Origin of the sequence: Paenibacillus profundus (genome assembly GCF_021369635.1) — a bacterium.
In the GTDB taxonomy this organism is placed as follows: Bacteria; Bacillota; Bacilli; order Paenibacillales; family Paenibacillaceae; genus Paenibacillus_B; species Paenibacillus_B profundus.
Map to the genome: position 1 here is coordinate 301,153 of NZ_JAJNBZ010000004.1, position 13,294 is coordinate 314,446.

The 13,294-nt window shown below is 39.4% G+C and carries 15 protein-coding genes and 2 pseudogenes; all 17 read left to right on the forward strand.

Translation table 11 applies throughout. The features are described 5' to 3' along the window. The first annotated feature begins 104 nt into the window (after nt 1–104). The 17 genes and pseudogenes from LQV63_RS08585 (at nt 105) to pcrB (ending at nt 13,275) form a co-directional block, all read left to right on the forward strand. Nucleotides 105–449, forward strand: a complete 345-nt coding sequence (locus tag LQV63_RS08585; RefSeq protein ID WP_233696381.1) for a transposase — start codon at nt 105–107, stop codon at nt 447–449. Between the two features lie 175 nt (nt 450–624). Further along, nucleotides 625–1,338, forward strand: coding sequence for an IS3 family transposase (locus tag LQV63_RS08590; RefSeq protein WP_267933962.1), 714 nt, complete (start codon nt 625–627; stop codon nt 1,336–1,338). Nucleotides 1,339–1,789: 451 nt separating this feature from the next. Beyond that, on the forward strand, nt 1,790–2,515 hold the full coding sequence (locus LQV63_RS08595; RefSeq protein WP_233696382.1) for a glycosyltransferase family 2 protein: 726 nt from the start codon (nt 1,790–1,792) through the stop codon (nt 2,513–2,515). Further along, nucleotides 2,505–2,867, forward strand: coding sequence for a DUF2304 domain-containing protein (locus LQV63_RS08600; RefSeq protein ID WP_233696383.1), 363 nt, complete (start codon nt 2,505–2,507; stop codon nt 2,865–2,867). Before LQV63_RS08595 ends, LQV63_RS08600 begins: the two co-directional genes overlap by 11 nt. A gap of 10 nt (nt 2,868–2,877) precedes the next feature. Continuing rightward, entirely contained in the window at nt 2,878–3,480 is a 603-nt protein-coding gene (locus tag LQV63_RS08605) for a hypothetical protein (protein ID WP_233696384.1), read from the forward strand. Nucleotides 3,481–3,501: 21 nt separating this feature from the next. Beyond that, on the forward strand, nt 3,502–4,782 hold the full coding sequence (locus LQV63_RS08610) for an ArnT family glycosyltransferase (RefSeq protein WP_233696385.1): 1,281 nt from the start codon (nt 3,502–3,504) through the stop codon (nt 4,780–4,782). 140 nt (nt 4,783–4,922) lie between these two features. Continuing rightward, nucleotides 4,923–5,060 (forward strand): annotated as a pseudogene (locus tag LQV63_RS32010) (DUF6270 domain-containing protein); the annotation flags it as partial. Beyond that, a pseudogene (locus LQV63_RS32015) lies at nt 5,051–5,422 on the forward strand (DUF6270 domain-containing protein); the annotation flags it as partial. The pseudogenes LQV63_RS32010 and LQV63_RS32015, both read left to right, overlap by 10 nt. 54 nt (nt 5,423–5,476) lie before the next feature. Further along, nucleotides 5,477–6,220: a sugar phosphate nucleotidyltransferase gene (locus LQV63_RS08615; RefSeq protein WP_233696386.1), complete on the forward strand. Its 744-nt coding sequence runs from the start codon at nt 5,477–5,479 to the stop codon at nt 6,218–6,220. A gap of 15 nt (nt 6,221–6,235) precedes the next feature. Then, a complete protein-coding gene (rfbC, locus tag LQV63_RS08620) occupies nt 6,236–6,781 on the forward strand; it encodes a dTDP-4-dehydrorhamnose 3,5-epimerase (protein ID WP_233696387.1) in 546 nt (181 codons plus the stop codon). A gap of 18 nt (nt 6,782–6,799) precedes the next feature. Next, complete coding sequence (gene rfbB, locus LQV63_RS08625) at nt 6,800–7,816, forward strand: dTDP-glucose 4,6-dehydratase (protein WP_233696388.1); 1,017 nt, start codon at nt 6,800–6,802, stop codon at nt 7,814–7,816. 2 nt (nt 7,817–7,818) lie between these two features. After that, nucleotides 7,819–8,658, forward strand: a complete 840-nt coding sequence (gene rfbD, locus LQV63_RS08630; RefSeq protein WP_233696389.1) for a dTDP-4-dehydrorhamnose reductase — start codon at nt 7,819–7,821, stop codon at nt 8,656–8,658. An 18-nt stretch (nt 8,659–8,676) separates the two neighbouring features. Beyond that, nucleotides 8,677–9,621, forward strand: a complete 945-nt coding sequence (locus tag LQV63_RS08635; RefSeq protein WP_233696390.1) for a glycosyltransferase family 2 protein — start codon at nt 8,677–8,679, stop codon at nt 9,619–9,621. After that, nucleotides 9,618–10,517: a glycosyltransferase family 2 protein gene (locus tag LQV63_RS08640; protein WP_233696391.1), complete on the forward strand. Its 900-nt coding sequence runs from the start codon at nt 9,618–9,620 to the stop codon at nt 10,515–10,517. Before LQV63_RS08635 ends, LQV63_RS08640 begins: the two co-directional genes overlap by 4 nt. A gap of 73 nt (nt 10,518–10,590) precedes the next feature. Further along, nucleotides 10,591–11,997, forward strand: a complete 1,407-nt coding sequence (locus tag LQV63_RS08645) for an undecaprenyl-phosphate glucose phosphotransferase (protein WP_233696392.1) — start codon at nt 10,591–10,593, stop codon at nt 11,995–11,997. Nucleotides 11,998–12,080: 83 nt separating this feature from the next. Then, complete coding sequence (locus tag LQV63_RS31350; protein WP_019424806.1) at nt 12,081–12,206, forward strand: hypothetical protein; 126 nt, start codon at nt 12,081–12,083, stop codon at nt 12,204–12,206. A gap of 358 nt (nt 12,207–12,564) precedes the next feature. Beyond that, nucleotides 12,565–13,275, forward strand: a complete 711-nt coding sequence (gene pcrB, locus LQV63_RS08650; protein ID WP_233696393.1) for a heptaprenylglyceryl phosphate synthase — start codon at nt 12,565–12,567, stop codon at nt 13,273–13,275. The last annotated feature ends 19 nt before the right edge of the window (nt 13,276–13,294 follow it).

A 13,294-nucleotide genomic window follows, 5' to 3' on the forward strand; every position in this document is an offset into this window, starting at 1 on the left:
TTTTTGGGTTATTCACTTTCTTTTTATAACTATTAAGCCCCCTAATCCCCTTGGACACTTCCGGACTAAGCGCTGTACAATAAACTTAGCTGGAGGTTACGAGTATGAGAGTCCAACACAGCAAATTCGACGAACTCCGAATTCAGGTGGTTGAAGAGGCGCTGGATAGGGGAAACGTGGCACTAACGGCACGTAAGCGTGGCATCTCCCCTTACTCGCTTTACAAATGGGTGAAGCAATATCGGGATGAGGTGGAGATGACCATGAGCAAAAAGAAAAAGATAGATAACCTAAGTCCACCACAGACGACAGAAGAGTGGAAAGAAAAGTACGATCAGGCTGCCAAATTGCTGGGCGAGAAGGAAATGGAGATCGCCATTCTTCGGGAACTTGTAAAAAAAAAGCATCCGCACATCCAATGGAAGTGGCCCGAAGATGGATCGCATTAGGTTATCCGGTACAGAAGGTGCTGAGAGTCTGTAACCTTTCTCGTTCGACTTACTACCATCAGCGTAAGACTGGCCCGAAGCAAAAGCGTTCCTCTAGCGGGGGGCGTCCAGTACCTGGATACTCCTTTACGTTTAAAGGAAGCAAGGTGCTCGACTGGCGGATTAAGAAGCTATACTGGAAGGCGAAGAGTCTTCCTACGGCTACCATAAGATAACGATACGATTACGTCGTGAGCATCACATTCAGATTAACAAGAAAAAGGTATGCCGTCTGTGTAAAGAGATGGGGATCCTAGACAAGCCTAGAACCCCGAAAGCAATCCGTCCGCACCGCCTAGCTAACAACATGGAGGTAACCGGGCCAAATCAATTGTGGCAATTGGACGTGAAATACGGTTACGTGGCTGGCCTGCAGCGCTACTTCTACACAGCGAATATGATCGATGTTTATGATCGCAGGATTGTAGGATACCACTGTGGAAAAGACTGTACCACCAAGGATATCCTGGCCACCGTCCAGAAAGCGTTGAGTCGGAACATCTTCGTACAAGAGACGCCGCTAGTCGTCCGAACGGATAATGGGCCACAGTTTAAAAGCAACAAATTTAGAGAGTTTTTCGAAGGTATAGACGGACTGATCCATGAACGTACACCTAATCGAACTCCGAACAAAAAAGCGTATGTAGAGTCCTTTCACAGCATTTTAGAACGTGAATGCTTTAAGCGCCATATGTTTATGAGCTTCGAGGAAGCCTTTGCCGCAGTGGATCGGTTTATGGATTTTTACAACAACCGGAGAATCCACATGAGTTTGTACGGCTATTCTCCTACGGAATTTCTTGCGAAACTCGAAAAAAACGAAGTGAGAGCATTTAAACTGGCGCTTTAGTAAGAGAAGTCCTTTTTATCTCCTGAAGTGTCCAAAATTAAGGGGCTGGACCGATAATTTGGTTAAAAATATTAAAGTGAAGGAGTAAAGATACTTTGCTTCTATATGTGCTGTATTTAATACTAACTGTATTAGGATTGTCATTAGTTAAGTTGGACAAAAATAGCTTGCTATTTGATATAAAAAACACAGGTATACATTTGGGTATAGGTTTCTTAACTATTGTTGGAATGTTCTGTTATATCGCTAGTTTTAGCATATTTATGATAATAATACAAAAGAATGAATTGAGTTATATTTACCCGATATTAAATGGATTAGTAGCAATCATGACATTCATTGTAGGTACTGTTATTTTTAATGAAGTAATAACACTACAAAAGGTTATTGGTTTTATAGTGATCGTTATAGGTATATTTATAATTAATATAAGGGGATAGGAGTTACGAGCATGAAGAAGCTTATTATTATTCCTGCATATAATGAAGAAAAAAATATTGTAAGAGTAATTGAGGATATTTTGAACAATGTTAATGGGTTTGATTACATCATTGTTAATGATTGTTCAACCGATGATACAATTAACTTATGTAAAGAGAAAGGGTTTAATGTATTAAACCTTCCAACTAACCTAGGAATAGGTGGTTGTGTACAAGCAGGCTATAAGTATGCTAGAGATAATGGTTATGATATAGCCATCCAATTCGATGGAGATGGTCAGCATAATGCGAAATACATAGAGACCCTTTGTAGTGTTATGCTCGAAAAAGAATATGACATGGTAATAGGATCAAGATTTATTAATAATGTAGGCTTTCAATCTTCAACAGTTCGAAGGATCGGAATAAAATTTTTGAGCGAACTAATTAAAAGCATCACTAAAACTAATATTTCTGATCCTACTTCAGGTTTTCGAATTATTAATAAGCAAGTAATAAATTGTCTGTGCAAGTACTATCCTATGGATTATCCTGAGCCAGAGAGTATAGTAAGTTTATGCAGAATGGGATATAAGGTTGGTGAAGTCCCTGTAATAATGAATGAAAGAATTGAAGGTAAATCCTCGATTAGCCCTTCTAGATCCATATATTATATGGTAAAGGTAAGCTTGGCTATCATTATCGACTATTTAAAAACAAGAAACAGAAAAAAAAAGGAGTTATTACATGGAAGCTAAACTTCAAATGTTACTACTTCTTGGCTGTCTCACTACTCTTGTTTTCATTATTAATATGATTAGAAAAGAAAAATTAGAATTGAAGTACTCATTGCTGTGGATATTTATTTGTATAAGTATTATATTTTTATGTGTTTTTCCAAACAGTATAAATGCGATGGCAAATTTGATGGGAATAATAACACCAATTAATGCGTTATTCTTTTGGGGCCTGGTTTCAAGCCTAATTATAAACTTCCAACTAACTGTTGCAGAATCAAGAAAGTCTAAAAAAATAAAGGAACTTAGTCAAGCAATAGCTCTGTTAGAAAAAAAAATAGAGTGTAATGGAAATCAAAATAAGCAGAGATAGGAGGAAGAGAATGAGTCATTTTATTAAAAAGAACAGGGCTTTGATAATCTTTGCGATAGTTATTTTGATGTTTAGTGGGTCTTTTTCGTTATATACATACTCTAAAGCACAAGAAAAAATTGATCTGTCAAGTGTATATGAATCTTTTTTGAAATATAAATTTTCTTCTTTAGATAAAAATATTTTTGAAAAAACTAGTGAAAAAACGTATATTGTTGAATGGGAAAATGGTCAAGTCCCTTTTTACATCCAGTTATTCGACAATGCTTTTGGTTCTCCGCCCAGTAGTAAATATTATTCCCCTGCTAGTATTCCTGATAGTGCTAAAGCTATTCAAGTGGATGTTAAACTTGCAGGCACATATGGGACTGACGCGAATGTGTTTCTTATGTTTTATAATGATAACACCAGATTAAAGAATGGCGTTAAAACCATCCAGTTAAGGAATCCACGTAACAAAGATAAGAGCCACACAAACAAAATAGAATCGTTTTCTTTTAAATCTAATATATTACCGAAATATAAGTATTTTAAAATTGCAATAAAGCTAAATCCCGAAAAAAGTGGGAAAGGTTTTTTTAGAATGGAAGATTTGGATATCATTTTCAAATAATAAGACAGGTGAAAAGCTCATATGTTAAATAAATTGCTAGGTTATATGTCTAAAAACAAGTCAATTCTATTAATTTTAACAGTTGGTTTTTTAATAAGATTATTTGTTTTGATTAATTACCAGAATAACATGACTCTTTTTAGCGATGATTCTAGATACGTAATATCTGGAATAGAGTTTTTGAAAACAGGCCGTATAATGTATGATGGGAATACAGAATCTACTGTATTTATGATGCCGGGCTTAGCTTTCTTACTGAGCCTAATTTTTAGTATTACAGGATATACTGAATTAGGTTTATTAATGGCAAGACTACCGTTTATATTTATAGGACTATTGTCGATATTTGGACTGTATTTGATTTGTAATAGGATCTTTAATAAACACACAGGATACATTGCAGCATTTTTATTAGCATTATCATTTCCTCATGTGTCCTTAGATAATATGTTTTTAACAGAGTCACCATTTATTTGTATTACGATTTATTTTGTATATTATTCTATAAGGTTTTGCGATAGTAAAAAAAATAATGATTTTTTAATTTTGTTGTCACTATACTTGATAGGAATAATATTCAAACCTACAATTGGCTTATTGCCAATTGCTTTTATTCCATACTATTTACACAAAAAGCTGCCTATTAAGTTAATTGTAAGTAGAGGATTATTTGCAGTTGTGATAGTTGTTCTTTTTATGACACCATGGTGGGTAAGGAATTACCAAATAGTAGGTGAATTCCTGCCGTTTACCGGGAATCAAGGAGATACAAAATTACTTGGAACATATCAAGGAATAGGTTATCCCAATGAACCTAAGATGGATGATATTGCGAAATACTTAAATAATAAGAGTAGCATGGGAGAATATAAGCATAGATACTTTCAGTTTAAGGAGAAAGGTGAAATTGCTGATGCTAGGATAAAAGAATGGTTTAATAATAATCCTAAAGGATTTTTTTATAGCTATTTAATTTATAAACCAATTAAAATTCTGAGCGAACCATTTTATGACATTAAAATATTTGACATAAATAGGTCGATAGTCAAAGGGATGCAGTTATTATTAGTTTTATTTTCAGCAATCGGAGTATCAGTTGGATTATATAAATTCAGAAAGAATAGTATGTTTTTTTCTATATTTTTGATTTTATTAATCGTTATATATTTTGTTTATCTAAATTCATTCTATTTGGCCCATCCTAGATATAGCGCTTATATCATGCCGTTCATATTCATTATCGCGGCATATATAATAGATATGATAGTAAACAAAGTGAAGAGTATTGCCTTGAAGCTTTGAGGCTGGGGAGCCATTTGAGATTAATCGTTCTATGAGGCCATGTTCCATCATGCTTGAGGCAGATATCCATATACCTTTTTTTATGGATCTAGACTACAAGTATTTAAAGAAACTTTGCAGATTAAGCCGAGGATTTTGACGACATATTGTTGGATTTTACTGACGAACGTTTTGACTTATTCCGTATTGATGAATCATATATAACGAGATCTGTGGAGTTGTTAAAATCTGACTTAATAACCCAATTTAAGGTTGTGAACATGTTAAGAGGTTTATAGAATCAACACATTTATTGTGGGAGAGACCATGTAAGTCATTTTTCCAAGAACCTCTAAAAGTTGTTCCTCCCCATAAAATTATTTTATGTGAAGCTTATTGGTCAATGAAGTATGTAAGTAACTACGAGATAATAGAATTTCCTAACAATCAATTGGCGATGATTAAAAATGTTAATAATATGTTCAATAGATACCATACATTTATTAAAGCCCATGCCTCTGGAATACATGTAGTATCTCACGAAGGGTTGGCAGATCAAGCACACATTTGGAGCCTCAGTCCTTGTCATTATACTGATGATTATTATAAAAGTATATATAAACAAATTGAATCTATAACTGATAGAATAGTTAGTAAATGAGTGCTTAATATGTTAGGTGCATTTTAAAATTAAGATTAAGGGTGGTGATCATCAATGAAAGGAATCATACTTGCAGGTGGAACGGGTTCTCGACTTTTTCCCCTAACAAAAGTTACTAACAAGCATTTGCTTCCTGTTGGCAGATATCCTATGATATTTCACTCTGTTTACAAGCTCATGAGTGCAGGTATACACGATATCCTTGTTGTAACTGGTAAGGAACATATGGGGGAAGTCGTAAACCTCTTAGGTAGCGGAACAGAAATGGGAGTTTCCTTTACCTATAAAGTTCAGGACGAAGCAGGGGGGATTGCTCAAGCATTAGGTTTAGCCGAACAGTTTGTCGGGCGCGATCAGATGCTTGTCATTCTCGGGGATAATGTATTTGAAGACACTATTGGAGAGTACGTTCAAAACTTTAGAGAACAGTCATCAGGTGCTAAAATTCTGCTGCAAAAAGTACATGATCCTCAGCGTTTTGGAGTAGCGGAATTATTGGGTGATCATATCAAGTCTATAGAAGAAAAGCCCAAAGATCCCAAGAGCAACTTGGCTGTTACAGGAATTTATATGTATGATCATACCGTATTTGACATCATTAAATCTTTGCAGCCTTCAGCACGTGGTGAACTAGAAATAACCGATGTTAATAATGCCTATATTCAACGTAATGAGTTAACCTATGATATTTTGCAGGGCTGGTGGACAGATGCGGGCACACATGCTTCTTTGTCGCGAGCTAATGAATTAGCTAAAAATGTTGTCTTTGGTGAAGAATTTGGAAAATTAAAGCTATGAGGAGGTAGAGTAATAGTGAAGGTCACTCCACTATCCTTAAAGGGTGCATTGCGAATTGAACCGGTGGTCCATGGTGACCACCGTGGTTTTTTTATGGAGAGTTATAATGAAAATAAATATTATTCAGTAGGAATAACAAATGAGTTTATACAAGATAATCACTCCTTGTCTACAGAGCCAGGTGTCTTAAGGGGATTGCATTATCAGTTGAATCCTATGGCACAGGCTAAGTTGGTTCGTGTGCTGTCTGGGGCCATATATGATGTGATTGTGGATATTCGTCGGGAATCGCCTACATTCGGTAAATGGGAAGCGATAATACTAACCGAATACAATAAACATCAGTTATTGGTGCCCAATGGGTTCGCACATGGATTTTGTACATTAGTTCCCAATACACAGGTGCTCTATAAAGTTGATGAATATTATTCTCCTGAACATGATCGGGGCATCTTATGGAATGATCCTACTCTAGGTATTGTATGGCCTGTGACACACCCTGTCCTATCGGATAAAGATAAGAATCATCCCTTATTGACAGAGGCAGAATTGAACTTTTGAGTATGGGAGAATGTGAATATGAAGTTGCTTATTACTGGTGGTGCGGGGTTTATCGGCAGTAATTTTATCATATATATGCTAAACAAATATCCAGGTTATCGGATTGTTAACGTTGATGCCTTAACCTATGCAGGAAATTTGGAAAGCCTAACTTCTGTCGAGAATCATCCAAACTACACCTTTGTAAAGGCTGATATTACAGACAAAGATGTAATGGATACCGTATTTGAACAAGGCGTTGATGTTGTAGTAAACTTCGCAGCAGAATCGCATGTGGATCGTTCTATTCTTGAACCAGAAGCGTTTGTCCGAACCAACGTATTAGGAACACAGGTACTTCTCAATGCCGCAAAAAGAAGTGGCGTGAAGAAATTTATTCAAGTTTCGACAGATGAAGTGTATGGAACTCTTGGCGAGACAGGGTTATTTACAGAGGAAACTCCACTTGCTCCAAACAGTCCATACTCTGCTAGTAAAGCAAGTGGTGATTTATTAGTTCGGGCCTATCACGAAACATTCGGATTACCAGTGAATATTACCCGTTGTTCTAATAATTATGGATCTTATCAGTTTCCAGAAAAGTTAATACCATTAATGATAGCGAATGCGTTATGCGACAAACCATTACCATTATATGGGGATGGTTTACAGATTAGGGATTGGTTGCACGTAGAAGATCACTGTAGTGCAATCGATTTGGTTATTCATGAGGGCGTTACTGGTGAAGTATATAATATTGGCGGAAATAATGAGCGAAGTAACGTTCACATTGTTAAAACGATTCTTGAACAACTGGGTAAGCCAGAATCCTTAATCAAATACGTTGAAGACCGACTCGGACATGATCGTCGTTATGGAATTGACGCGACCAAGATAACGACCGAACTCGGCTGGAAGCCTAAGCATACTTTTGAGACGGGGATTAATGAAACAATTGATTGGTACTTAAATAACCGGACATGGTGGGAGAGAATACAGTCGGGAGCATACCAGACGTATTATGAACAACAATATGGGAAACGGCTGGGGGAGTAAGAATGAACATACTCGTAACAGGCGCTAATGGGCAATTAGGGGCGGACGTAGTCCGCCTTTTTTCTGAAAAAGGACACCATGTAGTTGGACTAGGAAGAGTACAATTAGACATCACAAACGCGATAATGTGCAACAATGTAATTGATGAAATACAACCCGACGCAGTTATTCACTGTGCAGCCTATACAGCGGTCGACAATGCGGAGACGGATCAAGATAATGCCTACTTAGTTAATGCTATTGGAACTAGAAACATCGCCGTTGCTGCAGAACGTATAAAGGCCAAAATGTGTTACATTAGCACAGACTATGTATTTGACGGCACGTCCTCTAGTCCCTATTATGAATATGACAATACCAATCCATTGACCGTGTACGGAAAATCGAAACGGGCAGGGGAACAATTGGTACAATCCTTATGTTCTCGTTGGTTTATTGTAAGAACGTCCTGGGTGTACGGAGCTTCAGGTAACAACTTCGTCAAGACGATGTTGAAAATAGGCGAGGAACGCGACTCATTGCAAGTAGTAAATGATCAATGGGGTTCGCCAACTTACACGTGTGATTTGACATTGTTTTTAGAGGAACTAGTAATGACTGAAAAGTATGGTATATATCATGCTTCTAACACCGGAATATGCACATGGTATGAATTTGCCCAAGCCATTTTTGAAGAGGCAAAAATGCCTGTCAAGGTTGAGCCATGTACGACGGAACAATTTCCACGTCCAGCACCACGGCCTCGTTATTCAGCTATGGAACCAATGGCAATACGAGTCAATGGCCTCGCACCAATTCGTCATTGGAGAGAGGCACTGAAAGATTATATGAACCAACATTAGAATTGGAAGTGAATGAGTATGGGGGAGCAGCATGGCAAAGTTCAGATTCTTGTTTCGACCTATAATGGGGAAAAGTACTTGGCGGAGCAGCTTGATAGCCTACTGGAACAGACTCATTCTCATTTCTTTATTACTATACGAGATGATGGCTCATCTGACAGTACAACGGCAATCATTTATGAATATGTAACTAACTATCCGAATAAAATTGAAGCCCTTTATGAAAAGAACATTGGAGTTATCGCGAGTTTTTTTGAGCTCCTATCTGGTTATACCCATGATGATACGGATTACGTATGTTTCTGTGACCAGGATGATGTGTGGATGCCGGATAAGTTGGAGAGGGGCTTATGTTCTTTAAGTGAGTTTTCTGGCGATATACCATTGATGCACCTAACTCCTACCCTAATGGTGGATGAAACGTTGCAACCGCTCAATTGTTGGCCCCCTGCTCCACAGCGAGGGCCCTCTTTTTTAAATGCTTTGATAGAAAATATCGCAGTTGGTGCCACGCTTATGATAAATCGTCCAGCAATTGATATGATGAGGCATAAAGTTCCATGTCCTCAAAACATCGTCATGCATGACTGGTGGGTATATTTAGTCGTTTCTGCATTTGGTAAAGTCATTTATGATGAAAATCCAAGTATATACTACCGGCAGCACCAAAATAATGTTGTTGGTGGACAACAAGGTTTTGTTGATAAGTGGGTAAAAAAATGGAGCAGCTACAAGAAGCATCGAGCTCAAAAAGTATTGTGGAACCAAGCCAGAGAGTTTGAGTGTTGCTGGGGAGAACGTCTCCCTCCCGAGTTAAAAGTAGAGTTACACCGGTTTCTGCTTCCTGATAGAGGATTTTTGAAAAGAACGAAATATGTCTTATCAACACCTCTATACCGCCAGTCTACGTTGGACAATCTCGTACTCCGTCTTATGATGATTAGAGGAGACATACTTAAATGATTGATCTATCCGTTATCATTGTCAATTATAATACGAAGCAGTTGACTTTGAACTGCCTTGAGTCCGTCTACCAGTCGGTAACGGACTTTCAATCTGAAGTCATCCTAATCGACAACGCTTCACGCGATGATTCAGTACAAGTCATTGGAGAGCAATACCCTCAAGTAAAACTCATCGCCAATGAAGACAACCTTGGCTTTTCCAAAGCCAACAACCAAGGCATGCGTGTAGCGGAGGGGCGTTATGTTCTACTTCTCAACTCCGATACGGTTATTCAACCGGATACGCTCGACATCATGATACGCTTTATGGATGAGCATCCTGAGGTGGGGGCTTCAGGGTGTAAGGTCGTCCTTCCTGATGGCTCTTTGGACAAAGCCTGCCGACGCGGATTTCCAACACCGTCTGCAACCTTCTTCTATGTGTCTCGATTATCTAAACTGTTCCCCAAGAATCCACGAATCAATGCGTACCACCGTGAAGATTTAGATCCTGATGAGGCTTATCCGATTGATTGTCTGATTGGAGCCTTCATGATGGTGAGACGTGAGGCTATCGAGCAGGTCGGAATGCTGGATGAAGACTTTTTTATGTATGGGGAAGATGTTGATTGGTGTTACCGCATAAAGCAGGCGGGCTGGGTCAACTATTACTATCCAAAGACGAAAATTGTTCACTATAAGCGGGCAAGCAGCCGGAATAAACCTTTTAAAATCACGTATGAATTTCATAGAGCGATATATGTCCTTTACAATAAACATTTCAAAAAGCAATATCCGTTTTGGGTGAACGCGCTGATGTATGCCGGTATGGGTGCAAAGTTGGCTGCAGCTTTGACATTGAACGCGATAGCGAAAGGCTTGGCCATTTTTCGGAGACCGCAAACAAATAAATAACAACCATTCCCTTACAGTATGAATCTCTAGTATAATGGTCTTAATCAAATACGGTAAAATGAGGTTCTTATACATGATTCGCAAAAATCAGAAGTTTTTGTCGAAAATATATATGATTTTCGATATTCTCGTCATCGCGATCGCATTCGGATTGGCTTGGTGGGTAAAATTCGATAGCGGCTGGTTGGATAACGATGGCTCATTGTCTTATAGGACTTATATGGGTTGGGGAGTGGTATACGCGGCAACCGTTATAGTTGTTGGCACCATGTCTTCGCTATATCATTTCCATCGGAAAAAGCGGTTCTCGGATCAGCTTGTTCGCATCATTCAAACGCATGCGATTAGCTTGTTCGTGTTGCTTAGTTTGTTGTTCTTTTTCAAACAAATCCATATATCCCGTGAATTCCTGGCTGTCTTCGTAGGGACTGCAACAGCGGGAACTACCGTCTATCGATATACGGTTAAAGTTATGCTGCGCTCCTTGCGCCACAAAGGGTATAACAAGCAATTCATTATTATCCTGGGGGCAGGGACTCTGGGGAAACGCTTTTATGAGAATTTGCGGAATTACCCGGAAATGGGTTATGAGGTTATTGGATTTTTAGATGATCGGGCAGAGTGGGATTCCATTGAAGAGAAACGGTATGAACCAATCCTAGGGACTTTGAATGAGTTAGAGCAGGTGCTGAATGACAAGTTGATCGACGAAGTCATTATTGCTCTCCCGTTAGACGCACATCATAAATTCCCGGACATTATCGAGACATGTGAAAAAGCAGGAGTGCGCACACTTATCATTCCAGACTTCTTCGACTATCTGCCTTCACGACCATACTTTGATAACTTTGCGGGTATGCCAATGATTAACGTGCGTGACATTCCGCTCGATGTACTGCGAAACAGGGTGCTCAAGCGAGCCTTTGATATTGCGTTTTCATTAGTGGCCATCATCATAACGCTGCCAGTTATGCTTGTTATTACGATAGGGCTAAAGTTAACCTCCCCGGGTCCAATCATATTTAGGCAGGAGCGGGTTGGATTGAACCGGCGTCACTTTATGATGTACAAGTTCCGTTCAATGAAGGTGAGTAAGCAGAATACATCAGACACGGTGTGGACAACGGAAAATGATCCGCGTCGTACGAAGTTTGGCTCTTTCTTACGAAAGACCAGCTTGGATGAACTTCCTCAGTTCTTCAATGTGCTTTTCGGACATATGAGCGTAGTTGGTCCAAGACCGGAGCGTCCGTATTTTGTGGAACAATTCAAAGAGGAAATTCCGAAATATATGGTGAAGCACCATGTCCGCCCGGGCATTACTGGCTGGGCTCAGAGCAACGGCTTACGCGGAGACACTTCAATTGAGGAACGGATTCGTTACGATATATTCTATATTGAAAACTGGTCTTTATTATTTGATATTAAAATTATTTGGAAGACAATTATGAACGGATTTATTAATAAAAATGCCTACTAAAATACTTGTACGAAAAAGGTATAAATTAAACTTTTTTCTCCCCAAACTGTGAATACCATCACGCTTTGGGGAGTTGTTGTATCATGAGCCAACATGAAAAAGATATGGAAACAGACCACACGGAAGTAGGACGCGGTTGGGTTATCGCGCTAATACTCGGTTCAGCCATGTGGATTGCTATTGCCGTCATTGTCGTCCGTGTACTCTAATCTTCAATCTATGCGGTCATTGCATCCTTCTGCATTGTGTATTTCAAATCGCAAACGCAATACACTTCTCCATCATTTTCACCGTGACAACTCTTCCCGTTTTTATTACAATAAGAACATACATTCTCTTTATTGTAGGCAACCTATATATTCATCCTTCTCTTCATTGACACCCCCTACGTGCACCCTTAGACTTAACTTTGGTACACTATATATACGAGCATAAATGAAGCGAACGCTCTTTGGCGGAGACATGCAATTTTGAACAGCATGCAGCCTTTACGCATGTAGCAATATTGATCGAGGCATGTGTATTGCATTATGCGTAAAAGAGCGACGGACATGGAGGAACACAACCTTGAATACGCCTGTTATACCTATAGACTCGTGGCGGCACGTGTTCAAATTGGACCCAGATAAAGAAATTGGCGATGAAGCACTGGACAGGATATGTATGTCCGGCTCGGATGCAATCGTAGTCGGCGGGTCGAGTGGGGTGACGTTTGAGAATACGGTGGATCTGTTGGCGCGCATTCGGCGATATGAGCTGCCGGTCGTGCTGGAGGTGTCCAATCTGGATGCCGTGGTGCCGGGATTCGACGCGTACCTCATCCCAATGGTGCTGAATACACCGAATCCGGATTGGATCATCGGGCAGCATCAGCGTGCGATACAGCAATATGGTTACATGATTCCGTGGGATTTGCTAATACCAGAAGGCTACATTATATTAAATCCTGACGCGACGGCGGCTAAGATTACGGAGGCGGATGCGAGTATAACAATCGCTGAAACGGTCGCGTATGCGCAAATAGCGGACAAGCTAATGCGTCTCCCCATCGTGTACGTCGAATATAGCGGCATGTATGGCGATATGGAGCGGGTGAGCGAGGTTAAGCGTGCTCTTCGTCAGGCTCAGCTGTTCTACGGTGGCGGTATCCGCACGATGGAGCAAGCACGAGCAGCAGCCGCAGCGGCAGATACGGTCGTGGTGGGTAACATAGTATATGAAGATTTGGATGCGGCCTTAGCTACGGTAGACGCCGTGAAGGTAGCGCCATTAAAATAGGAAATATGATTGAACACAA